This window comes from Mixta tenebrionis (assembly GCF_006517625.1).
GTDB classification, from domain to species: Bacteria; Pseudomonadota; Gammaproteobacteria; order Enterobacterales; family Enterobacteriaceae; genus Mixta; species Mixta tenebrionis.
This window is the reverse complement of the sequence record NZ_VHQI01000011.1, coordinates 37,475-62,201: the sequence shown is the minus strand read 5'-3', so window position 1 is coordinate 62,201 and position 24,727 is coordinate 37,475. Positions and strand designations below refer to the sequence as shown.

21 protein-coding genes are annotated in these 24,727 nt (G+C 55.9%); 6 read left to right on the top strand and 15 right to left on the bottom strand.

Annotation, left to right across the window (positions count from 1 at the left end; genetic code table 11):
- Positions 1–34: 34 nt before the first annotated feature.
- The 4 genes from FKM52_RS16715 to soxR all read right to left on the bottom strand — a co-directional run bounded on the left by FKM52_RS16715 (position 35) and on the right by soxR (position 4,689).
- On the bottom strand, positions 35–1,687 hold the full coding sequence (locus FKM52_RS16715) for a Na+/H+ antiporter (protein ID WP_141177294.1): 1,653 nt from the start codon (positions 1,685–1,687) through the stop codon (positions 35–37).
- A 209-nt stretch (positions 1,688–1,896) separates the two neighbouring features.
- The gene (locus FKM52_RS16710) at positions 1,897–3,246 is read right to left on the bottom strand and encodes an NCS2 family permease (protein ID WP_141177293.1); all 1,350 of its coding nucleotides are present in this window, start codon (positions 3,244–3,246) and stop codon (positions 1,897–1,899) included.
- A gap of 259 nt (positions 3,247–3,505) precedes the next feature.
- On the bottom strand, positions 3,506–4,180 hold the full coding sequence (locus FKM52_RS16705) for a glutathione S-transferase family protein (protein ID WP_141177292.1): 675 nt from the start codon (positions 4,178–4,180) through the stop codon (positions 3,506–3,508).
- A 41-nt stretch (positions 4,181–4,221) separates the two neighbouring features.
- Positions 4,222–4,689, bottom strand: a complete 468-nt coding sequence (gene soxR / locus FKM52_RS16700; protein ID WP_141177291.1) for a redox-sensitive transcriptional activator SoxR — start codon at positions 4,687–4,689, stop codon at positions 4,222–4,224.
- 87 nt (positions 4,690–4,776) lie between these two features.
- Here soxR and soxS point away from each other — a divergent pair, with 87 nt between their 5' ends.
- Complete coding sequence (soxS, locus tag FKM52_RS16695) at positions 4,777–5,205, top strand: superoxide response transcriptional regulator SoxS (RefSeq protein WP_141177290.1); 429 nt, start codon at positions 4,777–4,779, stop codon at positions 5,203–5,205.
- A gap of 3 nt (positions 5,206–5,208) precedes the next feature.
- Here the strand turns inward: soxS and dgcN are convergent, their stop codons facing one another.
- A complete protein-coding gene (dgcN, locus tag FKM52_RS16690; protein WP_141177289.1) occupies positions 5,209–6,489 on the bottom strand; it encodes a diguanylate cyclase DgcN/YfiN in 1,281 nt (426 codons plus the stop codon).
- Between the two features lie 661 nt (positions 6,490–7,150).
- Between dgcN and FKM52_RS16685 the strand changes: the two genes are divergently transcribed.
- Entirely contained in the window at positions 7,151–7,432 is a 282-nt protein-coding gene (locus FKM52_RS16685; protein WP_141177288.1) for a YjcB family protein, read from the top strand.
- A 69-nt stretch (positions 7,433–7,501) separates the two neighbouring features.
- Here FKM52_RS16685 and FKM52_RS16680 read toward each other — a convergent pair whose 3' ends face one another.
- Positions 7,502–8,458, bottom strand: coding sequence for an ATP-grasp fold amidoligase family protein (locus FKM52_RS16680; protein WP_141177287.1), 957 nt, complete (start codon positions 8,456–8,458; stop codon positions 7,502–7,504).
- A gap of 7 nt (positions 8,459–8,465) precedes the next feature.
- Positions 8,466–9,722: an oligosaccharide flippase family protein gene (locus FKM52_RS16675; protein WP_141177286.1), complete on the bottom strand. Its 1,257-nt coding sequence runs from the start codon at positions 9,720–9,722 to the stop codon at positions 8,466–8,468.
- A 529-nt stretch (positions 9,723–10,251) separates the two neighbouring features.
- Here FKM52_RS16675 and FKM52_RS16670 point away from each other — a divergent pair.
- Entirely contained in the window at positions 10,252–10,650 is a 399-nt protein-coding gene (locus FKM52_RS16670; RefSeq protein ID WP_141177285.1) for a transposase, read from the top strand.
- Positions 10,651–11,685: 1,035 nt separating this feature from the next.
- Here the strand turns inward: FKM52_RS16670 and FKM52_RS21735 are convergent.
- Positions 11,686–12,624, bottom strand: a complete 939-nt coding sequence (locus tag FKM52_RS21735) for a hypothetical protein (RefSeq protein ID WP_181407952.1) — start codon at positions 12,622–12,624, stop codon at positions 11,686–11,688.
- 23 nt (positions 12,625–12,647) lie between these two features.
- Positions 12,648–14,195 carry a methyl-accepting chemotaxis protein gene (locus tag FKM52_RS16660; protein ID WP_141177284.1) on the bottom strand — a complete coding sequence of 516 codons (1,548 nt, stop codon included), beginning with the start codon at positions 14,193–14,195 and terminating at the stop codon, positions 12,648–12,650.
- 383 nt (positions 14,196–14,578) lie between these two features.
- Between FKM52_RS16660 and FKM52_RS16655 the strand changes: the two genes are divergently transcribed.
- Entirely contained in the window at positions 14,579–14,887 is a 309-nt protein-coding gene (locus FKM52_RS16655) for a hypothetical protein (protein ID WP_141177283.1), read from the top strand.
- A gap of 97 nt (positions 14,888–14,984) precedes the next feature.
- On the opposite strand, the gene FKM52_RS16650 is transcribed toward FKM52_RS16655, so the two are convergent.
- On the bottom strand, positions 14,985–15,533 hold the full coding sequence (locus FKM52_RS16650) for a single-stranded DNA-binding protein (RefSeq protein ID WP_141177282.1): 549 nt from the start codon (positions 15,531–15,533) through the stop codon (positions 14,985–14,987).
- Between the two features lie 225 nt (positions 15,534–15,758).
- Here FKM52_RS16650 and uvrA point away from each other — a divergent pair, with 225 nt between their 5' ends.
- Together uvrA and FKM52_RS16640 are read left to right on the top strand one after the other, a co-directional pair.
- Positions 15,759–18,590, top strand: coding sequence for an excinuclease ABC subunit UvrA (gene uvrA / locus FKM52_RS16645; RefSeq protein WP_141177281.1), 2,832 nt, complete (start codon positions 15,759–15,761; stop codon positions 18,588–18,590).
- Between the two features lie 286 nt (positions 18,591–18,876).
- Complete coding sequence (locus FKM52_RS16640; RefSeq protein ID WP_141177280.1) at positions 18,877–19,941, top strand: NAD(P)-dependent alcohol dehydrogenase; 1,065 nt, start codon at positions 18,877–18,879, stop codon at positions 19,939–19,941.
- A 37-nt stretch (positions 19,942–19,978) separates the two neighbouring features.
- Here the strand turns inward: FKM52_RS16640 and FKM52_RS16635 are convergent, their stop codons facing one another.
- From FKM52_RS16635 to dnaB, 5 genes are all read right to left on the bottom strand, one after another.
- The gene (locus FKM52_RS16635; RefSeq protein ID WP_141177279.1) at positions 19,979–20,317 is read right to left on the bottom strand and encodes an MmcQ/YjbR family DNA-binding protein; all 339 of its coding nucleotides are present in this window, start codon (positions 20,315–20,317) and stop codon (positions 19,979–19,981) included.
- Between the two features lie 253 nt (positions 20,318–20,570).
- Complete coding sequence (locus tag FKM52_RS16630; RefSeq protein WP_141177278.1) at positions 20,571–20,987, bottom strand: secondary thiamine-phosphate synthase enzyme YjbQ; 417 nt, start codon at positions 20,985–20,987, stop codon at positions 20,571–20,573.
- Positions 20,988–21,044: 57 nt separating this feature from the next.
- Positions 21,045–22,238 carry an amino acid aminotransferase gene (locus FKM52_RS16625; RefSeq protein WP_141177277.1) on the bottom strand — a complete coding sequence of 398 codons (1,194 nt, stop codon included), beginning with the start codon at positions 22,236–22,238 and terminating at the stop codon, positions 21,045–21,047.
- A 396-nt stretch (positions 22,239–22,634) separates the two neighbouring features.
- The gene (locus FKM52_RS16620) at positions 22,635–23,144 is read right to left on the bottom strand and encodes an Lrp/AsnC family transcriptional regulator (protein ID WP_141177276.1); all 510 of its coding nucleotides are present in this window, start codon (positions 23,142–23,144) and stop codon (positions 22,635–22,637) included.
- Between the two features lie 109 nt (positions 23,145–23,253).
- A complete protein-coding gene (dnaB, locus tag FKM52_RS16615) occupies positions 23,254–24,660 on the bottom strand; it encodes a replicative DNA helicase (protein WP_141177275.1) in 1,407 nt (468 codons plus the stop codon).
- Between the last annotated feature and the right edge of the window lie 67 nt (positions 24,661–24,727).

Below are 24,727 nucleotides of genomic sequence, written 5' to 3'. Positions count from 1 at the left end.
GGGCGGCCTGGGCCGCCCGTGATGACGTTGAAGGTTAGTGATCGTCTTTTTCTACCAGCAGCGCTTCCATCAGATCGAGATCGCGCAGCAGCTTCTGCATGGTCTCATTGCTGATCTGCTGCGTTGCCCGCAGGTGATAAAGCTCGGCGCGTTCAGCGCGCAGCGCGGTAAGGCGGAAACGGCGCTCCAGATCCTCGGCGATATGCGCGTTCTCCAGATCGCTTTGCCCATCGGCGCGGCGGCGCAGGTTGCCGATCACGCGCGAACTTACCTCTTTCAGCAGCTCGTTATCGATGTTCTCTTCCGTATCATGCGTCAGGCGCTCTTCCATCTTATAGAGGCTTTCGATCGCCACGCCCGCCATCATCGCCCGCGCCTGCTGCAACTCACGGCGATCGCTGCTCTTATCAACGCCGCCAACGCCGCGCAGCAGCATCGGCAGCAGGATAACGCCCACCAGCAGCGAGAACAGGATCACGCCGGTCGCCAGGAACACCAGCTCATAGCGCCCAGGAAACGCATCGCCGTTGGGCAGAAACAGCGGAATAGACAGCACGCCCGCCAGCGTAATCGCCCCGCGCACGCCGGCAAAAGAGGCTACCAGCAGCTCGCGCGTGCTGTAGTTGCCAAACTCCATCGGCTTTTTCGCGAGGAAGCGTTTGCTGAAGCGCTGCATCGTCCACAGCCAGCCGAAACGCACCACCATCAACGCGGCGTAAACCAGCAGGATATCGGTAAACAGCATCCACAGCTGCACGTTCGGATCGGCGTTCGCTTCGGTAATCGACGTTTCCAGAATGCCCGGCAGCTGCAGGCCCAGCATCAGGAACACCATGCCGTTAAACACAAACTCCAGCATCTGCCAGACGCTGTTGGCGCGCAGGCGCATCGCCAGCGGCGCACGGCGCATAATGCCGGAGCGGGTAATCATCATGCCGGCGGCGACCGCTGCCAGAATGCCCGATACGCCCAGATGCTCGGCAATCAGATAAGAGGCGAACGGCAGCAGCAGCAGCAGCACGGTTTGCGTGGCGGGATCGTCGCCGCTCAGGCGGCTGAAGAGACGCAGCGATTTACCGAACAGCCAGCAGACCGCAGCGCCGGCCAGCAGGCCGCCGATGGCCACTTTGAAAAACTCCACCGTGGCGCCGGACACGGTAAATACCATCGTCCCCATCGCCACCGCCACGGCAAATTTCAGCGATACCAGACCGGAGGCGTCGTTCATCAACGCTTCGCCCTGCAGAATAGACATGATTTTTTTCGGGATGCGTCCTTCGCCGACGATGCCCGACAGCGCCACGGCATCGGTAGGCGACAGCACCGCCGCCAAGGCAAAGGCCGGCACCAGCGGAATGCCCGGCACCATCCAGTAAATCAGGTAACCGATGCCCACCACGGTAATCAACACCAGCACCAGCGCGAGGCCGATAATTTCTCGTCCGTGATGCAGGAATTCATTAACCGGCGTTTTCCAGCCGTCCGCAAACAGCAGCGGCGGAATAAACAGGACCAAAAACAGTTCCGGATCGAAGTCGACATGCAGGCCGAAAGTCGGCCAGGCAAGCAATGCTCCCGCAGCGATTTGCACCAGCGGCAGCGGAATCTGGAACGGAATAATGCGTGCGGCGACACCGGATAGCGACACCACCAGCGTCATAATGAGAATAGTAAAAAAGATTTCCATGCTTTCCTTATAGCCTCTTCCAACAGGCGTTATGAGTCGATTACCCTGGGTTGCCCCTCCGCAGTGTAAAACAAAACGCTAAATCTGTTAAAAACAAGGCGTGCGATCGCGGAAGCTTCAGGATGATTCTCTGTTTATCAAGCGGAAGGCAGGAAATGCCACGGGAGCGCGGCGGCAGGCGCGGCATTATGCTGCCGCGCCCAATGCGGTTACAGCGCCCAACCGCCGGCGTAAAACACCACCAGCGCCACGGCGATAATCACGGTACCGACGTTCAGCCTGCGCCATTCGCCGGCGAACAGGCGGCCAATAACCAGCGAACCGAAACCGAACATAATACCGGTAACGATATTACAGGTCAGCACGATAAAGACCGCCGTCAGCAGCCCCGACATCGCATCGACAAAATCGTTAAAGTCGATTTTCGCCACGTTGCTCAGCATCAGCAGGCCGACATACATCAGCGCCGGCGCTGTCGCATAGGCTGGCACTAAATAAGCCAGCGGCGACATAAACAGAATCAGTAAGAACAGCAGACCGACAACGATCGCCGTCAGGCCGGTTTTACCGCCCGCCGCCGTTCCGGCCGCCGATTCAATATAAACCGCCGCAGGCGAGGCGCCCACCAGGCCGGCGAAAATGCTGCTGACGGAGTCGGTAGTCAGCGCCTTGCCGCCGCTGATGATCTGCCCGTCTTTATCCAGCAGGTTAGCCTGCCCCGCCACCGCGCGAATGGTGCCGGTGGCGTCAAACACCGCCGTCATTACCAGCGCCAGCACGCTGGGCAGCACCGCAGCCTGCAGCGCGCCGCCGATATCCAGGCTGAACAGCAACGACTGGCCGTTAGCATCATTCAGGCTCGGCATCGCAAACAGCCCTTTAAAGCTGACCGCCGGATCCACCGCCAGGCCAATCAGCGAAATGACGATAATCGTCAGCAGGATGCCGCCCGGCACGCGGCGTTTTTCCAGACCGAAAATCGCCGCCAGCCCCAGCAGGGACATGATGACCGGAAAAGAGGTAAAGTGGCCCAGCGCTACCGGCAGGCCCGCCGCCGGATTTTTTACTACCAGACCCACGCCGTCAGAGGCGATCAGCAGCAGAAACAGACCGATACCGATACCGGTGCCGTGCGCCACGCCCATCGGCAGGTTACGCAGGATCCAGGCGCGAATGCCGGTGGCGGAAATCAGCGTAAACAGCACGCCCATCAGGAATACCGCGCCCAGCGCTACCGGAATGCTGATCTGCTGCCCCAACACCAGACTGAAGGCGGTAAAGGCGGTAAGCGAAATCGCACAGCCAATCGCCATCGGCAGGTTAGCCCACAGCCCCATAATGATCGAGCCAACGCTGGCTACCAGGCAGGTTGAAACAAATACCGCCGCAGGTGGAAAACCAGCTTTGCCCAACATTCCCGGCACGACGATAACGGAATAGACCATCGCCAGAAAGGTGGTCAGGCCAGCGATAATCTCCTGGCGCACGCTGCTGCCGCGCGCGGAGATCTGAAACCAGGCGTCGAGCGAGCGACGCGCGGGTTGTGATGGAGTCGACATGAAAAACCTCGTTATTGTGGATGGCGGCCTGCGCGACGCGGCGTAACGCTGCGTTGTCTTGATCCCTGGAAAGACCAGCGTGAAAAGGTTCGCTCTACGCCAATGAAAAAAAGCAAACGTTTACCTCGCCGCGCGAAAAAGGGCCGAATAGCGACCTGTAAAAAGGCAAACGATTATCCTGTCTTTGCTAACAGATTTTCAACTGCTCTTTACCCTTGATTCAGGATAATTCGCGAGTAGAGGCGTCGGAGGAAGGGGATCAGCTAGCGGAGTCCGCCAGATTCAACTCGCCGCCCTGCTGTACAGCGCGTTGCCAGGCAGGGCGACGGGTAATCTTATCCAGCCACGCCTGAGTAGCGGGCATCTCATGCAGCCCGCCGCGCGCCGCCAGCCCCTGCACGGGAAAACTCATCTGAATATCCGCCAGCGATAGCCGCTCGCCGGAAAACCACGGGCGGTTTGCCAGATGTTGCTCAATAAACTGACGGTGCGTCGCCAGCTGTTTATCAATAAAGCCCTTACGTACGCCGTTGCCCAATGCCGCGCCGATCGGACGCAGCAGCCAGGGCACCGGCGGCTTGCCCAGACGGCTAAAGATCAGACGCATCACCACCAGCGGCATCAGCGATCCCTCCGCATAGTGCAGCCAGTAGCGGTTCTCCAGTTTCGCCGCTTCATCCTGCGGCAGCAGCAGACGCTGTGGGTCATAACGTTCGGCAAGATATTCCAGAATAGCGCCCGACTCGGCCACTACCCGATCGCCGTCGGTGATAACCGGCGCTTTTCCCAAAGGATGCACTTTTTTCAGCGCCTCAGGCGCCAGCATCGACGCCTGACGCTGGTAGCGCCTGATTTCATACGGCAGCGCCAGCTCCTCCAGCAGCCAGAGAATGCGCTGAGAGCGGGAATTGTTCAGATGGTGGACCACAATCATACAAGGCTCCGGCAACGAGGCGTCAGCCTCCAGTATAGCGGCTACTCCTCATCGCGGTGAGGATCGAGCAGGATAGCGCCGGTGCCCTCCTGCGCCAGCTTATCGCCGGGATTGCGCAGCGGGCAGTCGCGCATCGATAAGCAGCCGCAGCCGATGCAGCCGTCGAGGTCGTCGCGCAGATGGGTCAGGGTTTCAATTCGCCTGGTCAGCTCCTGCCGCCACTGCTCGGTCAACGCCTCCCACGCTTTAGTGGAAATACGCTTATCGCCGGGCATATGCGCCAGGTTTTCGCTGACCGTAGAGAGCGGAATACCGATGCGCTGGGCGATTTTAATAATCGCCACCCGGCGCAGCACGTCACGGTTGTAGCGTCGCTGATTGCCGGCGTTACGCGTACTGGTAATCAGCCCCTTCGATTCATAGAAGTGCAGCGCCGAAACGGCCACGCCGCTACGCTTCGCCACTTCCCCCGGCGTCAGCATCGGTTTGGGATAGGAGTTTTTTTTCATTTTGCGCTTTACCTCAAGTTAACTTGAGGAATTATACTTCCCCACCATCAACCCGCAAAGCGCAAAATCTCATCAAAGGACGTAGTCATGATGCATAACGATATTATTCATTCTCTGACTGACTGGATTGATCGGAATCTGGACAAGAACCTTTCTATCGACGAAGTCGCAGCCAAAGCTGGCTACTCCAAGTGGCACCTGCAACGTATGTTCCGTACCGTAACGAAACAGACGTTGGGCAGCTACATTCGTGAACGTCGCCTGACCCTGGCGGCCGAAGCGCTCACAATGACCCAACGCCCGGTATTTGATATCGCCATGCAGTATGGCTTTGATTCACAACAGACTTTTTCGCGCGTTTTCCGTCGTCAGTTCTCTCAGACGCCAACGGCCTATCGCCACAGCATGCGGCGGCAGAACGCGCTGCGCCAGCGCCCGGTCAGCTTTCCCCGCGTTGAGAATATGGGCAGCTTTACCCAGCGCACTACCGGCGTTTGCTGTCCGGTAAGCGGGTAAGCGTCAGGCCGGTTCAGCCTGCGCCTGGCTCTGCCTGAGCGGCGACAGATACCAGCCGCCGCCCAGCATCTTGATGTGATACATGGCGGCATCGGCCTGAGCCAGCAGCCCCTCCGCCGAGCGCGCGCTTTTACCCAGCGCGATACCGATGCTTAGCGACCAGACGATCGGCTGACCATCCGGCAAAATTAGCGGCTCTTTCATCGCGCGCATCAGATGCCGCACCACGCGCGCAACCTGCTCCGGTTCGCTGATATCATGCAGCAGAATGGCGAACTCATCGCCGCCCAGCCGCGCCACCATATCCGTTTTTCTCACCTGCGCGCGCAGCCGTCGCGCCGTCGCGGTAATAATAGCGTCGCCGGCGGCGTGACCCCAGGTATCATTGATCTCTTTAAAACGATCGCCATCGATAAACAGCAGCGCCAGCTTTTGACGGCGATCGCCGTCGGCGAAAGCGCGTTCCAGCGCGCGCTCGAAAGCGATACGGTTGGGCAGGCCGCTCAGCGCATCGTGGCTGGCCTGATGCGCCAGGCTGGCGTGCTCCTGTTTAATACTGTGCTGCCACTCCTCCAGCTCCTGCAGCAGGCTGTTGAAATCGTGGCTCAGCGCATCCAGTTCGGCAATCTGCGCGGCGGGCACCCGCTGTGCGAAAGCGCGGCGCTGCCGTACATCGCGCGTCACCGAGGTAATGCTCTGCAACGCCTGCAATATTCCGGCATGCATACGTCGCGACAGCAGCGAGGCGAGCGTGGCGGTCATCATCAGGCTGGCCGCCAGCCAGGCAAAAGTTTTGTACAGGTACTCAATCACGTTGCAGGCGTCGCCGATCAGCCAGATGCGCCCAATCGCCTCTCCGGCATGGATCACCGGCACGCTAACCGGCGCCGGGAAAAGCCAGCGCGTAATCAGACGTTCGACGCCATTTTGTCGCTGCCGCGGCGAAGCATGCCAGCTTGCCAGCAGTTCGCCACGGCGGTTGTAGACGCGTCCGTAGGCAAAACTGCCGCGTCTGCCGATTTCCGCCAGCGCCTCGCGCACGGTTTGTGCGTCGTTCCTGAGCACCGACGGCTGTACGGTAAAACTAAGCGTCGAGGCGAGCAGCTCCAGATTGTTTTCCGCATAGTTACGCAGCGCGATCAGCGAAAGCGTGGAAAGCGAGATGCCGGAGATGGTCATCGAAACGATGATGATGATCAAATGGATACGCTGCAGCGATTTACGCAGCGTGGGGCGTGCAGGCGGCGCGCCAGCGTCTCCCTCGCTCAGGCTACGTTCGATCATTACATCCTCCATCCATTTTGCCGCCAGATACAGCGTTATTCGGTAACAGACAGCGCCCCTGGACAGCGTCAGAGGCGGCAAGCAAGCTGGTCATAATAGCGTCCAATAAGATAGATGATGCTGTGTGATAACGCTGGTCCTGTTTTCCACCGCTTCAGCTAATGCTGTCGGCGCAAAACGCGGCTTCGAAAGCCTATCCGGCCGCCATCATGCGTACAACGACTCCGACGGTCAGATTCATCCCAAAGCCAGCGGTCACGCTAAAAATAGTTTGTGATAACAGCGACCTGCGCGCCTTTTCTCAGCGATCGCTTCCTGCGGATCAGGATTTATCCTGGACCGATCCATTTAATAGTTAAGAGGTTTCTGTTTCCGGCACGAAGGCCGCTATTAAGCTCCATTCTCTGGCGGAAAAAGGATGTCAGCTCTCCGAGCTCTGGAACGAAATCCGTTTAATCTTTTGAATAATATATATTTTTACGCAAAGTGCTATTCAGTTTCGCATGGCGTAAATTTCGTTCAACTTTTAAAAAGCGGTGATATAATGTGACTCAAGTCACACTTTGGTATGGCAGGTCATGACCGGTAAAGACTCCCTGGCATCTTTATCGCGTCTCTTCTTTGGGACGTCAGGGTTGATAAAAAACAGAGGTTGCATGTTATGGCTACGCTTACCGCCAGCCTTGTTGTAATGCGTTGGGAGTTGCTGAGCGCCGTTCTGATGTTTTTCGCCAGCACGTTTAAAACAAAGTGTCGCCAGACAAGCCATCCGGTAATGGCTTTTATGTTCAGCGGCATCGGCGTTGGCCTGACCTGCTGGTTTGTTGCCGGGCTGCTTGGCATGACGTTCAGCATGGAAAATATCAATAATTTCCTGAACATTACCAAAGATGCGTTTGTTAATATTATGAGTCAGACGCCGCCTGAGTGGCCGATGCCCTGAGCGGATGCGCATAAAAAAGCGAGCATGCCAGCTCGCTTTTTTTATCTGCGATAAGATCCAGCCAAACGCCTACACCTTTTTTAACATTGCCGGCAGCGTAACATCCGCCACATCAGCAGAGCTCGGCGGCAGCATGGGAATAATACGATCCTGCAGCCACATCTCACCCATCATACGATTCAGACCACGATCGAGACCGGTTACCAGCCCGGCCCCCGGCGTGAACGTTAATTCGCCGAACCAGATCTGCTCTTCATGGATATACCAGTCGACACGCACGTAATCAAAATCTTTTGCCAGCGTTTTACTCAGCGCTAACGCCTGCTCCAGCTTCGGCAGCGTCTGACTGATATCCAGCCCCGTATCGCGAATTTTATACCAGGCTTCATGCAGATTATTGACGTAGAAATTCATCGACAGCGCCGGATTGCTGCGGTTATAAATTACCTGCAGCACATACTCAAAGCTGCCGTCCTTTTTATTGAACATATGAAATTTATAATCGATCGGCGCGCTCTTACCATCGCCAATATATTTTTCCACCAGGATACGCGGCTTAATATAGCGGTAGTGGATCTCGCGCGCCTCTTCGGAAAAATCTTTGCGTAGCCACTCATGACAGCGATTAACGATCAGCTGCTTTTGCAGGCTGTCCGGCTCTTCCAGCAGGATTTCTACCATATTGGAGCCGTGGTTCGGCTTAACTACGGTATTTTTCAGGCCAGGCAAACTCAGCAGGGTCGCAGGATCGCAGGTTTCATGCACTAACGGAATCAGGTACTCGCTACCGATCGTATTAGCGATATAGTCGCGTACGGTAAACTTGTCAGACAGCTTGCTGTAGCGCGCATAGTCACCGTTAACAAACTTACGGTAGAGCACTTTTTCGTTGAACAACTTGGGTTCACGAATATTAGGTAGTCTTTTAAACTTACGAAAATAGTGAATGCGATCCTGGTATGCCCACGGCATTTTTCTAACAAAATAGAGAACGCTTCTTCTTAATTCATCTTTAAACTTAGACATCTTAACCTCATTTGTAAGTTTTGTAGTTGAGTGAGGAAACGTGAATCTTGCGTATGACGCCATGTTTGAAGAAGTAATTCATTACGGTCAGGGACAGAATTTCTGTGAGTAAAACACTCCACGCGGCGCCCTTCAGTCCGAAACCGGTAATCAATAACCAGGATAGCGGAACGCTGAATAACATCAGGCAGAGAATTTTCTTCAACAGGTAATTAAAACCTCCTTCTTTGACCATATAACGATATGCGACTGTCCCCATCGACGAAAAGCAGGTTGCTAACGACAATAACGTAATGAGACTTCCCGACTGTGTGTAATCTTGCCCATAAAGGGTAATAATGAGTTGCTCACCGTACAGAGAGACGATGAGAAACATCAATAGCGAAACAACCATGACATAGCCATTCAAACGCGCGGTCAGTTTTAAAGCTCGCTCTGACTGCTCTCTGAATATTTCAGTAAAGCTGGAGGTAATAATCGCTGCCGGAATAAATATCCAGGATGCGGATATCATATTCGCAGCGGTAAACAGCCCAACATCCTTAGCGGTTCCGACGCCCACCAGGAAAAATTGCGCCATTTTAATCTGCACTGAGATAAATATGCTGGAAATGGCTAAAGGCAAACCGGCATAAATTAAATAGCGCAGGTAGCTGCCGCTTTTGCCGCGCGGCGGCGCCTCATCATTGAAGCATTGATAGAAGTTGCGCCTTTTTATCATGTATGGCACCAGCGTCACCGCTACGATCGACAGGGTCAACCAGAGCGGACTCAGCTTCAGCCAGGCAATGCTAAAGCTGATAGCAAAGCTCAGCAGCATACCGGCGGTATTCGCGATGGTGTTTAACCGCGACGCGAGGCGCGCGTTGTTAAAAACGCTAAAGGTATCCTGCGTGACAAACAGCGCCGATAAAAAAGAGGCCAGCGCAAATGCGAGATAGTTCTCGCGCATGTTGTAGTACATCCATACCAGCAAGGGCAGCGAGAGCAGCAGCAGCAGCGTCAAACGCAGCTTTTTAGCAATCGTCATCAGCCGCACCCCTTTCTGCGCGCTTTTGCTGATGCGCTTAAACAAGATGGTTTCAGTGCCGAAAATGGCGATAGTTTGCACTACCGAAAACAACGACACAGAAAAAGACATCTGGCCAAATATCGTGGGTCCAAACGATTTCGCCACATAAGAGGTGACAAATATAACGCCAAATATGGAGACAAATTTTTCAGATATCATCCAGGCGGCGTTGGACATCACACTGTATTTCATCGACGCATCCTTTGTATTTCCACTACTCACACTTACGAAAACCACATCCATGTCTACAACGTACAATTACGCACAGTGAACACCGGAAAAACATTAAAACAACACGCCTGACTGGTAGCTATTTTAATAACGGCAGTCAGCTCTTTATTAAGATAAATCTCAGATATTATCTGATAAAAACTGGCCTGTTGTTTTCCCTGTAAACGATTTCACAGAAATTATTTTGAAGGACAACCCTGGCACACTTTTACCGTTACGCAAGTTGCCTGATCACCTTCGGTTTATCAAAATCGTTTCAACTGTTCGGGAGAGAATCTATAACAAAACTTTGTTTTGAGGAAGGTATGGGAGGAGGCCAAAGTTAAAATAAGAGAAATCCCATGATGATATTTCTACAGGATAACTTAACTTATTGCTTGCCATTCAAATCGCGCACTTTAATACGCTGCTTTAATATTCCAGGGGAACAGATCCATTTATTATTGCAGCTTTTCTCATCCATTAATTGATTAGAAAGGTAACAGCATTTATGAGAAAGTCACGATACACCGAAGAGCAAATCACCAATGCGATTAAAGCTTCTGAGTGTGGCGTCAAAGTTAAGGATATCTGTGAAGATCTGGGCATCTCAGAAGCCACCTTCTATAGCTGGAAGAAAAAATATGCGGGCTTATCCTCAGAGGAAGGAAGGAGAATCAAAGAGTTGGAGGAAAAAGTTCAGGCGCTCAGCCGGGAATTACAGACGCTGACCTCGGACAAAGCGATGCTGCAAAGCGTAGTGAAAAACTTTTTCACTACTAACGATAAACGTCAGGCGGTGAACTATTTGCAGGATACTTTTGAGATTGGTACGCGTCGCAGCTGCCGCCTGCTTGATATCAGCCGCAGCGTTTATCATTATCCTTCCAGTCAGTGCGATAACCAATGAATAAGGACAGTTAAGCGGGTTCCTGTGTCGTCAGACTATAATGTGTAAAGTTAATAAAAATTTTAAGAAGCAGCCACTTGTACCACTTTCCCCTGAACTGTTTCTTCCGTTCAGGCGTAATCGATTTTCGGGCTTTCTTTTATCACTCTCACATTAAATCCCTTCAATTCAGACATTTCCCGGTTTGTTTTCCTCTTACGAAAGGAGAGAAACAGGCCGGGAAGCACTTTACTCCCGTAGATAAATAACACTATTAACGCCTGCTCATTTTACCCGACGCCAGGTTTTTTCCCGATAAATATCAGCCCGTTACCCTTACAAACCTGACGAAACAGACCTCTGTTTTCCGCCTCACCGCAGATCACCGCGACACAGGCCGGCGCGCCCGTCCGCATACGGCGGACTTAGTTTATTAATATTAATGTATTTGCGGTAATTTAAGGCTATTCAGCGCCTGCCTCAGAGAAACATTTCAATACGGCTAATGTTTTTTATCGGCGACAGCTCCACCACCTCTTACCCGACAGCCTGCGCTCAAGCTAACGCTGGCTCGCGCTTTAGCGCTAATTGCGATAAGGATCACATTAGCAATATAGTAGTAAAAGTAGACATTTCTCCACGCCGGTTGAATCCTTTTAGCGACTATTCCGATAGCGCTTCGCAAGCCAGTTATGGCAAGACAATCAGTCAGTTAGTAAAGAAAATATCTTTTTAACGCTGCCTGTTATTATCAGCATAATCTTAATAACAGGTCCAGTTTTTATCCTGACCAATATTAGCCTGCTTTCAGCATAAATTTTATTTCTGTGCCGGGTATTTTCCGGTGGAAAAACAGCGCTGAATGAAAATCAAAGCAAAAGCCACCGCTACGCTCTGAGGCTTTTCTTAAAATCATCGCCCGGCGCGCAAAAAACAGGTAACGAAAATAGCAGCGCCGCAGTCAGAATATTGCGCCATTAACATTTACCGCTGCGCTAATAATGCCAGCAGGTAGCCGATAACGCGGCAGCTGTCGTTATCAGAGGTCGGGCCGCGCTAATAACCGGGCGCGTTAACGCAGACGGAACAGCCCCATTGAACCGTACCGGCCAATAACAGGCCTGGCCTGACGAGCAAAGAGCAAGCCAGGTAACCGCTTATAGCCAGCATGCCGCAGGATACGCCCGATGCAGCCCGCGCGGCGCCCTGCTCTGCCGAAGCGGATAGCAGCAGGATAGAGAGGCAAACGTCGGAACAGTAATTAACCGCAGCTACAGCCATAACCACAGCCACAGCCGCAGCCGCAGCCGCAGCCACAGCCACAGCCGCAGCCGCAGCCACAGCCACAGCCACAGCCACAGCCACAGCCACAGCCACAGCCACAGCCACAGCCACAGCCACAGCCACAGCCACAGCCACAGCCACAGCCACAGCCACAGCCACAGCCACAGCCACAGCCACAGCCACAGCCACAGCCACAGCCACAGCCACAGCCACAGCCACAGCCACAGCCACAGCCACAGCCACAGCCACAGCCACAGCCACAGCCACAGCCACAGCCACAGCCACAGCCACAGCCACAGCCACAGCCACAGCCACAGCCACAGCCACAGCCACAGCCACAGCCACAGCCACAGCCACAGCCACAGCCACAGCCACAGCCACAGCCACAGCCACAGCCACAGCCACAGCCACAGCCACAGCCACAGCCACAGCCACAGCCACAGCCACAGCCACAGCCACAGCCACAGCCACAGCCACAGCCACAGCCACAGCCACAGCCACAGCCACAGCCACAGCCACAGCCACAGCCACAGCCACAGCCACAGCCACAGCCGCAGCCACAGCCACAGCCGCAGCCACAGCCGCAGCCATAACCACAGCCATAACCACAGCCGCAGCCGCAGCCACAGCCATAACCACAGCCGCAGCCATAACCACAGCCATAACCACAGCCGCAGCCGCAGCCGCAGCCGCAGCCGCAGCCACAGCCATAACCACAGCCGCAGCCGCAGCGCTTAGCGCGCAGGCAGCTGGAAAGCCGCCACGGTTTTTTTCAGGTAGTTTACCTGCTCTTCCAGCGAAGAAGCCGCCGAAGCGGATTGCTGTACCAGCGCCGCGTTCTGCTGCGTCACGCCATCCATTTCCGTTACCGCCTGCTCAATTTGCAAAATGCCGCGATTCTGCTCATCCGAAGCGGTGGAAACTTCATTCATCAGCGCATTTACCCGTGAAACGGCATCGATAATATTAGCGATCGCCTCGCCCGTTTTACCCACCTGCTGCGAACCCTGGCTGATACCCGCAACCGAATCCTTAATCAGCCCCTCAATTTCACGCGCCGCAGCGGCGCTGCGCTGCGCCAGGCTGCGCACTTCACCCGCAACCACCGCAAAGCCGCGCCCTTCCTCACCGGCACGCGCCGCTTCAACCGCCGCGTTTAGCGCCAGAATATTGGTCTGAAAGGCTATGCTGTTGATCACTGAGGTAATCTCTTCGATCTTATGCGAACTCTGCGTAATATCGCTCATGGTCATAATTACCGCCTGCGCTACTTCTTCACCGCTGTGCGCTGCCTTAACCGCCTCCTGCGTCAGACGAGTCGCCTGGCAGACGTTGTCGGTATTCTGTTTGACCGTCGCGCTCAGCTCTTCCATGCTGGCGGCGGTTTGCGTCAGCGCTGACGCCTGCTGTTCGGTACGGGAAGAAAGATCGATATTACCGGCGGCAATTTCCTGCGAGGCAGTGGCCACGCTGTGGCAGGAATCGCGTACCTGGCTGATGATTTGGATCAGCTCCAGGCGCATCAGCTCAATGGAGCGCAGCACGTCGGCAATTTCAGTGCGCGACGAAGCGCTTACCGCAACGGTATGCTGCAGCTGTCCCGCCGCGATTTTACTGCACTGCTCTTTGGCCGCCAGCAGCGAATCGAGCAGGTATTTCTTCAGCAGAAAGTAAATCAGGCCAATAATCAGCACAAAAATTACCGCAAAGATGCTCAGCACCATCACCGACAGGGTAAAGTTCTGCTGTGCGGTAGCGTTAAGCTGCCGGGCATAGTCCTCATGCAGCGCCAGCACATTATCCAGCGCGATTTCATACTGACGATCCAGCCTGCCTACGCTGGCGATCTGCCTGGCGAATCCTGCCTGATCGCCATTGCGCGCGGCGGCAATTAACGGCTCGATTCCCTGCTGTTTATAGGCCTGCCAGGCGTTGCGGTAGCTTTCCAGCGCCGCCGCTTCATTTGCCAGCCGCGGCGCCTGTAGGTAAGCGCTAAAGGCGTCGTCCATTTTACGCACCAGCGCATCCACGCCGCTCATTCTGGCGTTGGCTTCCGCCACATCGCCCTGCTCCAGCTGCTTCATATACTCCATCAGATGCACGCGCAGGTTACGGCTGTGGTTAATCGGATCGATGATCGCCAGCACCACGCGAATTTCTTTATTCACGCTGTCAAGGGAGTGATTGCTACGCACCAGCAGCCAGGCGCTGGACAATGAACTGATAAGAAATAGCGTCAGCAAGGTAAAAAGGATAAACAGTGAACAACGTTTAATGGTCATTAAGGAGATCTCTGTACAGAACCGTACCTTATATATCGGCAAGACACGAGAAGGGTTTAAGTCTCCTTAAGGTTAAAAGCGCGCTTTTACCGCCGCTACGTCACTGCAGCCCGGTTATCCTGCCAGTAAGTTAAATCCTGTTTATATTTTGGTCAGTATCTCTCGCTTAATCATCCGCTGCGCTGTCGCCACGCCCGCAACAGCGCGACTGATGCGCCAGCTAACAGGCGAGGCTCTTCATTCCCGTGCCGTCGGCGCTTTGCCGCACCGCCGCTCAGCGATGCCTGACGGCAGAGCTTCGCCGTTTTAACGGCATCAGGCGGCGCGCCGTCAGACAGCGATTAAATTACCTATACTTGCTATTTGCTCAACAGGAGTTACCGATGGCGGAACTACAACTGATTGATACGCTGGAACCAGGCGATGATGCGGCGCCTCTCTGTAAATACGAGATTTATGGCGTTGATGAATCCATGCCGGAATATGCGCTGATTTTTATCCGTCAGGGAGAGGACGGAGAGTGGCAGCAGCAGGGTAAACTGTCGTTTGCCGCAGCGGATGAAAAGCAGGAGGCGACCAGCGGCGCCATGGGCTACGGTTCCGGCGACAGCCTGCCCGATCTGCGCGATTTACGCCAGCAGGCAAAGGAGCGCTGCGAACAGCATTACAGAGAAAACCGCGAAGCCAGATAAAAAAACCCCGCTTCGGCGGGGTTTCGTAATGCTTCAGTTCGTTGCCTGACGCCGCGCTGCGGACAGAGACGCCTGGCGTTTAAACCGTGATTCTTCGTCAGAACGGGATATCGTCGTCGAAATCCATCGGCGGTTCGCTGCTGGCGGGCGCGCTCTGCTGCTGCGGGCGAGATGGCGCCTGCTGCTGGCCGCCGCCGCTGAACTGGTTGCCGCCCTGCGGCTGCTGCGGCTGGCCCCAGCCGCTATTGTTGCCGCCGCCCATGCCGCCGCCGGCCTGACCGCCAGCGCCGCCGTTCTGACGGCCGCCCAGCATCTGCATGGTGCCGCCAACGTTCACTACCACTTCCGTGGTGTAGCGTTCCTGACCGCTCTGATCCTGCCATTTGCGCGTTTGCAGAGATCCTTCGATATAAACCTGAGAACCCTTACGCAGATATTCGCCTGCCACTTCCGCCAGTTTGCCGAACAGCACAACGCGGTGCCATTCCGTTTTCTCTTTGGTCTCCCCGGTCTGCTTGTCACGCCAGCTTTCAGAGGTCGCCAGCGTAATATTCGCTACGGCTCCGCCATTCGGCATATAACGCACTTCCGGATCCTGACCCAGATTCCCGACAAGAATCACTTTGTTAACGCCTCTGCTGGCCATGTTCGCGTCTCCCGATGAGTATTCACTAAAGTCTAAACGGTAAATTCTACCACGCTAGCCTGCCCGATCATACTTCCGAGCGAGCTTCCAATAATGAAGATCTTTTTGCACTGTTGCAACAGACTACTGGATATACATTCAGTTATTTTTTGTGCCATAATGACCTGTTCAATCCTGCCGTATCGTTACGGGCATGGTGAGTCTGCGTTAATCCGGGAAATGTGAATGGATAAGATCGAAGTCCGGGGTGCCCGCACCCACAACCTGAAAAACATCAACCTGATCATCCCTCGCGACAAACTGATCGTTGTCACCGGCCTGTCAGGTTCCGGTAAATCCTCGCTGGCGTTCGATACGCTTTATGCCGAGGGGCAGCGCCGCTACGTGGAATCGCTTTCCGCCTACGCGCGTCAGTTTCTTTCGCTGATGGAGAAACCGGATGTCGATCATATTGAGGGGCTGTCGCCCGCTATTTCGATCGAACAGAAGTCAACCTCCCACAACCCGCGATCCACGGTCGGCACCATTACCGAGATCCATGATTACTTACGCCTGTTGTTTGCCCGCGTCGGCGAGCCGCGCTGCCCCGATCACGACGTGCCGCTGGCGGCGCAGACCGTGAGCCAGATGGTGGATAACGTGTTGGCGCAGCCGGAAGGCGCGCGCCTGATGCTGCTGGCGCCGGTAGTGAAAGAGCGTAAAGGCGAACACACCAAAACGCTGGAAAATCTGGCGACGCAGGGCTATATCCGCGCCCGCATCGATGGCGAAGTGTGCGATCTCTCCGATCCGCCGAAGCTGGAGCTGCAAAAGAAACACACCATTGAAGTCGTTATCGATCGCTTCAAGGTGCGTGAGGATCTGGCGACGCGCCTGGCGGAATCCTTTGAAACCGCGCTGGAGCTTTCCGGCGGTACGGCGATCGTAGCGAATATGGATGACGCCGATGCGGAAGAGCTGCTGTTCTCCGCCAACTTCGCCTGTCCGATCTGCGGCTACAGCATGAGCGAGCTGGAGCCGCGCCTGTTCTCTTTTAACAACCCGGCGGGCGCCTGCCCAACCTGCGACGGGCTGGGCGTACAGCAATATTTCGACCCTGATCGCGTGGTGCAGAATGCCGAGCTGTCGCTGGCCGGCGGCGCTATTCGCGGCTGGGATCGCCGTAACTTTTACTATTTTCAGATGCTGCGCTCGCTGGCGGATCATCTGAAATTCGATATCGAAGCGCCGTTTAACAGCCTGAGCGAAAAAGTACAGCAGGTGATCCTCTATGGATCCGGCAAAGAGAGCATCGAGTTTAAATATATCAACGATCGTGGCGATACTTCGGTACGTCGCCATCCATTTGAAGGCGTGCTGCATAATATGGAGCGCCGCTATAAAGAGACGGAATCGAGCGCGGTGCGCGAGGATCTGGCGAAGTTTATCAGCAACCGCGCCTGCGCTACCTGCGAGGGCACCCGCCTGCGCCGTGAAGCGCGCCACGTCTATGTGGAAAACACCACGCTGCCGACCATCTCTGAGATGAGCATCGGCCATGCGATGGATTTTTTCCGCAACCTGAAGCTGAGCGGTCAGCGCGCTAAGATTGCGGAAAAAGTGCTGAAAGAGATCGGCGATCGCCTGAGCTTCCTGGTCAACGTCGGCCTGAACTATCTCTCGATGTCGCGCTCGGCGGAGACGCTCTCCGGCGGCGAGGCGCAGCGTATTCGTCTGGCGAGCCAGATCGGCGCGGGCCTGGTCGGCGTGATGTACGTACTGGATGAGCCTTCTATCGGCCTGCATCAGCGCGATAACGAACGCCTGCTGGATACGCTGATCCATCTGCGCGATCTCGGCAATACGGTAATTGTGGTGGAACATGATGAGGATGCGATTCGCGCCGCCGACCACATTATTGATATCGGCCCCGGCGCCGGGGTTCACGGCGGCCAGATCGTCGCCGAAGGCACCGCCGAAGAGATCATGCAGGTAGAAGATTCACTTACCGGCCAGTATCTGAGCGGCAAGCGTAAAATCGCAGTGCCGGAACAGCGCGTACCTGCCGATCCGAACAAGGTGCTGAAAATTACCGGCGCACGCGGCAATAACCTGAAGGATGTGACGCTGACGCTGCCGGTAGGCCTGTTTACCTGCGTGACCGGCGTCTCCGGCTCCGGGAAATCAACCCTGATTAACGATACGCTGTTCCCCATCGCGCAGCGCCAGCTGAACGGCGCCACCATTGCCGAGGCCGCGCCCTATCGCGAGGTGATCGGCATGGAGAACTTCGATAAGGTTATCGATATCGATCAAAGCCCGATCGGACGGACGCCGCGCTCCAACCCGGCGACCTATACCGGCATATTTACCCCGATTCGCGAACTGTTCGCGGGCGTGCCGGAATCGCGTTCGCGCGGCTACAACCCAGGCCGCTTCAGCTTTAACGTCCGCGGCGGACGCTGCGAAGCGTGCCAGGGCGACGGCGTGCTGCGCGTTGAGATGCACTTCCTGCCGGATATCTACGTGCCGTGCGATCAGTGCAAAGGCAAGCGCTATAACCGCGAAACGCTGGAGATTAAGTACAAGGGCAAAAGCATTCACGAAGTGCTGGATATGACTATCGAAGAGGCGCGCGATTTCTTTGACGCCGTTCCGGCGCTGGCGCGTAAGCTGCAAACCCTGATGGATGTCGGCCTCTCCTATATCCGCCTCGGTCAGTCCGCCACCACGCTTTCCGGCGGCGAGGCGCAGCGCGTTAAGCTGGCGCGCGAGCTGTCGAAGCGCGGCACCGGCCAGACGCTCTATATCCTTGATGAGCCGACCACCGGCCTGCACTTCGCCGATATTCAGCTGCTGCTGACGGTGCTGCATCAGCTGCGCGACCAGGGCAACACTATCGTGGTGATTGAGCATAACCTTGACGTGATCAAAACCGCCGACTGGATTGTCGATCTCGGCCCGGAAGGCGGCAGCGGCGGCGGCCAGATTCTGGTAGCGGGTACGCCGGAAACCGTCGCGAAGTGCAAAGAATCGCATACGGCGCGCTTCCTGAAGCCGCTGCTGGAAAAAAGCTAATCGCTTCGCTATCCGCCCCTGTCGCCCACGCACAGGGGCTTTTTTCCTGCCGCCGCGCGGTTATGCTTTTCCGCCGGCTTCATGCCTCTTTTCCCCTTGTTGCCTTATTCATGGTTAAGCTTGCAGGAACAGGCAAGATTTAAACACTATCGGGTCTGGCTGCTCTTGCTTTCGCTGCTTATCCTTAACCTTCGCGCTTTTTCTGTCGCAGACGCAGCGCGTTCCGCTTTATCCCAGGCGAGCAGCCGGTTTGCTCGTCTCTAACCGCTTCATCACGGGAGACACCATGAATATTACGCACGCTTATGCAGCCCAGGACGCAAAATCCAGACTCGCGCCTTTTGATTACCAGCCGCGTGAACTGCGCGCGCATGACGTACAAATTGAAGTATTATTCTGCGGCGTTTGCCACTCAGACCTGCACCAGGCCCGTAATGAATGGCAGAACACCATTTTCCCGGTAGTGCCGGGCCATGAGATCGTGGGGCGCGTTACCGCTACCGGCGGCCAGACGCAAAAATACCGCGTTGGCGATCTGGTTGGCGTCGGCTGCATGGTTGATTCCTGCCGCAGCTGTCCAGGCTGCCAGGAAGGGCTGGAGCAATACTGTGAGCAAGGCTTTGTGCCCACCTATAACGGCCAGGACCGCGAAACCAAAGCGATAACCTACGGCGGTTACGCTACCAGCGTGGTGGTACACGAAGATTTCGTTCTGCGCGTACCGGAAAATCTCGATCTGGCAGGCGTTGCGCCGCTGCTGTGCGCCGGCATTACCACTTACTCTCCGCTGCGTCACTGGAATGTCGGACCGGGTAAAAAAGTGGGCATTGTCGGCCTCGGCGGCCTGGGACATATGGGCGTCAAGCTGGCGCACGCAATGGGCGCGCACGTGGTGCTGTTTACCACCTCCCCGTCTAAAATCGAAGATGGCAAACGTCTGGGCGCTGACGAAGTGGTGATTTCTAAAGATCCCCAGCAGATGGCGCAGCATACCAACAGCTTCGATTTTATTCTGAACACCGTCGCCGCCCAGCACGATCTTAACCCGTTTATTAACCTGCTGAAACGCGACGGTAATCTGACGCTGGCGGGCGCGCCAGAGCACGATCATCCGGCGCCGCACGTTTTTGATCTGATCTTTAAACGCCGCAGCGTGGCAGGTTCACTGATTGGCGGAATTGCGGAAACCCAGGAGATGCTCGATTTCTGCGGTAAGCACAATATCACTTCCGATATCGAACTGATTGCGATGAATCAGATTAACGAAGCCTACGAGCGTATGCTGAAAAGCGACGTGAAATATCGCTTTGTGATTGATATCGATACGCTGCGTCAGGAAAGCGCCGCGTAATCTCTCTGTCGCTGCGGGCCTCCGCAGCGACAGCCTTTCAGCCGTGATGACCGCCTTTGGTCGCCAGCGCCTGCTGTAGCGACGCATCAACCAGATAGTAGATTTGCGAATCTTTCAGCTCGCCATCCAGATAAAGCGTGCTCCAGTGCGTTTTATTAAGGTGCGCGCTGGGAAAAACATCCGCATGCTGCTCACGCAGCAGATCGGCCAGCGCCGGCGAGGTTTTCAGCGTCAGCGCCGGACGCTGGTTCACCTCGTGCAGCATGGCAAACAGCACGTCCGCCACCTTAATCTGCGTCGCTTTCCAGTCGTCGTAGACATTCTGTTCCGCTCCGGGCTTCGCCATACAATACTGCAACAGCTGAGAGCTGGTCATTGATTATTCCCCCTGAGGTAACGCACCGGGCCGCAGGCCGCGCCGCTGATAGAGTTCCTTCAGCATTTACCGGCGCGGGCGCCATAAATAAGATTCCGGGAATAAGGTTGGCAGAGCGGCCGGCAGGCCCGTTCAGCATTGTTTTTCCCCGGAAGCCAGTAATGTTCACTGAGTATAGCTAAATGTCGGCGCTTCACGGCCCGCAGCAACCTTTGCGCGCCCGGCCGGCATCCACATTCCGGTTCAGCCGCCGCTATTCGCCCTGCAACGTAGCGACAATATGCCGCGGGCCGCCGTGAATACGGTGTTCGCCCAGCCAGATGCCCTGCCATCGTCCTAAAACCAGCCGCCCGCGCCCGATCGGCAGCAGCAGCGAAACGCCCAGCAATGAAGATTTGATATGCGCCGGCATATCATCCGCGCCTTCGTAATCATGCTGATATGGCGCCTCTTCGGGCACATGGCGCAGAAAATGCTGCTCCATATCGCCGCGCACCGTAGCATCGCAGTTCTCATTTAGCGTGAGCGATGCCGAGGTATGCTGCAGCAACAGGTGCAGCAGGCCGATATTAATCTCGCGCAGCGCCGGCAGCTGCTGCACAATCTCATCGGTAACCAGATGGAAGCCGCGCGATTTCGCGCTAAGGGAAAGGGTTTGCTGATGCCACACAGGCGTTGCTCCTTCTCGGCATAGCAGCCCCGACGCGCAGGCGACGGGGCGTGCAGGTTACATCACGGCGGCGAAAGCTTCCGCAACCTGGTGAACGTTGCGGCGGTTAAGCCCGGCCACGCACATGCGTCCGCTGTGAATCAGATAGACGCCGAACTCTTCACGCAGGCGATCAACCTGCTGCGCGCTCAGGCCAGTGTAGCTGAACATACCGCGCTGCTTCAGCAGATAGTCGAAATTCTGACCGGGCGCCGCCTTGCGGAGCACCGTTACCAGCGCCTGGCGCATCTCCAGTATGCGCAGACGCATCGCCTCCACTTCCGCCAGCCAGCTGGCTTTTAGCGCCTCGTCATTCAGCACGCAGGCTACCAGCTGCGCGCCGAAGTTCGGCGGCGAAGAGTAGTTGCGACGTACCGTGGCCTTCAGCTGTCCCTGCACGCGCGCCGCCTCTTCCGCATCGCTGCATACTACCGACAGGCCGCCGACGCGTTCGCCGTAGAGTGAGAAAATCTTTGAGAAAGAGTTGCTGACCAGCGCGGAAATGCCCGCTGCGGCGATGGCGCGGATAGCGTAGGCATCCTCCTCCATACCGGCGCCAAAACCCTGATAGGCGATATCCAGAAAGGGGATCAGCCGCTGCGTCTTCAGCACTTTAACCACCCGATCCCATTGATCGTTGGTTAAATCCGCGCCGGTCGGGTTGTGACAGCAGGGATGCAGCAGCACGATGCTTTGCGCCGGCAAGGTTTCCAGCGTGGCGAGGAAGGCGTCGAAGCGTACGCCGTTGCTCTGCGCATCGTACCAGGGATAGGTGTTCACCTCAAAACCGGCGCCCGCAAAGATAGCGATATGGTTTTCCCAGGTGGGATCGCTGACCCACGCCTGCGACTGCGGGAAATAGCGTTTCAGGAAGTCCGCGCCCACCTTCAGCGCGCCGGAACCGCCTATGGTCTGAATAGTCGCGATGCGCTGCGCCTGCAGCGCAGGATGCTGCGCGCCAAACAGCAGCGGCGCGATCGCCTCACGATAGCCGGCCAGCCCGTCCATCGGCAGATAGAGCGAAGCCTGGCGCGGCCGCGCGTTCAGCCGCGCCTCCGCCTCCTCTACCGCCTGCAGCTGCGGAATAATGCCCTGTTCGTTGTAATAGAGGCCAATGCTCAGGTTAACCTTATGCGGACGCGGATCCTGCCTGAAGGTTTCCATTAAAGTCAGTATCGGATCGCCAGCGTAGGCATCAACTTTCTGAAACACGGTGAATCTCCCTGGTAATCATTGAACGACCGCAGCCGATGGAAGCGGACTTTATAACGCCCTGAGCCAGGCGACATAGCGGTTGAATATCAGCGCGCGTTGCCGCAGGGCAAACCTGTGAATACCGCTCAGGCGGGTCTGATGGCGAAACAACACTATAAACCGAACGCTCATTATAAGGTTACCGCGCAATGTCGCCTAAAACGGCTTCGGCGCGCCGAACTGAATCAGCAGCGAAGGTCATGAGCGGAATAAAAAGTACAGCGCGCCGGCAGGCAACTAAGGCGCTGACGCGATAAGGAGCGCGTCCGCAGCAAGAGATACGCAATAGCCGCGCCTTTCATGCACAAAATGTGCATATCGCCGCGCAACCGCGCATAACTGTCGGCGCAACGCTTATTCGTTCCTTTTTTCATGTCGGACGGAGCCGGAACTGGCCGGCCCCGCCGTCATCATCATCCCGTGCTCTTTAATCCTTTCCAGCACTACCGCCGTTTTCACATGCGCTACGCTACGATGGCCCGCCACCAGCTCGCTGATCAGGGCGCTCAGCTCCGTCAGGCTGGCGACCGCCACTTTAAGCAGGTAATCCGCATCGCCGGTGGTTTTATACACGTCGACAATAGCGTTCTGCTCCGCCGCCATGCGGTGAAAGCTCTCTACGTAGTCGCTGGTGTGGTTAATCAGGCGAACTTCAATCAGGCCGATCATGCCCAGCCCTACCGCCTCCGGCGCAACGCGCGCGTGATAGCCGAGGATCTGGTTCGCCTGCTCCAGGCTGATGCGACGACGCGAACACTGCGAGGCGGAAAGCCCCACCAGATCGCTAAGTTCCTGGTTGGTCAGGCGGCCATTATTTTGCAGCAGATGGAGAATTTTCAGGTCGTAATTGTCAATCTGTGTCATAGCATGTTGCCGTTCTTCGCGCTGTTATCGTGACAGATAAGCGTAAATAAGCGGCAATTGTCCAACACAATTTTCTGATGAGGCGGCGAAAATGCACAAAACGTGCAGGCTATTCGTCGTCGTACTGCGGGCCCGCGTAGTTGTCAAAGCGCGACCACTGGCCGTTAAAGGTCAGGCGTACGGTGCCGATCGGGCCGTTACGCTGTTTGCCGATAATGATCTCAGCAATGCCTTTCAGATCGCTGTTTTCGTGATAGACCTCGTCACGATAGATAAACATGATCAGGTCAGCATCCTGCTCGATCGATCCAGACTCACGCAGATCCGAGTTAACCGGGCGCTTATCGGCACGCTGTTCCAGCGAACGGTTAAGCTGCGACAGCGCCACTACCGGCACGTTCAGCTCTTTCGCCAGCGCTTTCAGCGAGCGGGAGATCTCAGCGATTTCCAGCGTACGGTTGTCGGAGAGCGACGGCACGCGCATCAGCTGCAGATAGTCGATCATAATCATGCTCAGGCCATCGTTTTCGCGGAACACGCGGCGGGCGCGTGAACGCACCTCGGTCGGCGTCAGACCGGAAGAATCATCGATATAGATATTCTTTTTCTCCAGCAGAATGCCCATGGTGCCCGAAATTCGCGCCCAGTCCTCATCATCCAGCTGCCCGGTACGAATGCGCGTTTGATCGACGCGCGACAGCGAGGCCAGCATACGCATCATCAGCTGTTCGCTGGGCATCTCCAGGCTGAAGATCAGCACCGGCTTATCCTGCAGCATTGCCGCGTTTTCGCACAGGTTCATGGCGAAAGTGGTTTTACCCATCGACGGGCGCGCCGCCACGATAATCAGATCGGAACCCTGTAAGCCGGCGGTTTTCTTGTTCAGATCCTGATAGCCGGTATCGACGCCGGTAACGCCGTCGTGCGGCGTCTGGTATAGCGACTCGATGCGCGAAACCGTCGCTTCAAGGATTTGCTCTATGTTTTGCGGCCCTTCATCCTTGTTGGCGCGCTGTTCGGCGATCTTAAATACGTTGGATTCGGCGAAATCGAGCAGATCTTCACTGCTGCGCCCCTGCGGATCGTAACCGGCATCGGCAATCTGATTCGCCACCGCGATCATTTCGCGTACTACCGCACGTTCGCGCACAATATCGGCATAGGCGTTGATATTCGCCGCGCTGGGGGTATTTTTCGACAGCTCGGCCAGGTAGGCAAAGCCGCCGACCATTTCCAGCTCGCCGCGTTGCTCCAGCGAATCGGAAAGCGTAATCAGATCGATGGGCTGGCCAGACTCCAGCAGCCGCTGCATTTCACTGAATATCAGACGATGCGGGCGGCTGTAAAAATCCTCGGCCACGACGCGTTCTGAGACATTATCCCAGCGCTCGTTGTCCAGCATCAACCCGCCCAGCACCGACTGTTCCGCTTCCAGCGAATGGGGCGGCAATTTCAGCCCTTCTACCTGGCGATCGCGAACCTCGTTGGATTTGTTGGTGGGTTTATTTCCTGCCATAGTGAATGCAATACCGAATATGTGAGTGACGCGCAAGTATACCTGTTTTTTACCGCTTTTACGCCCG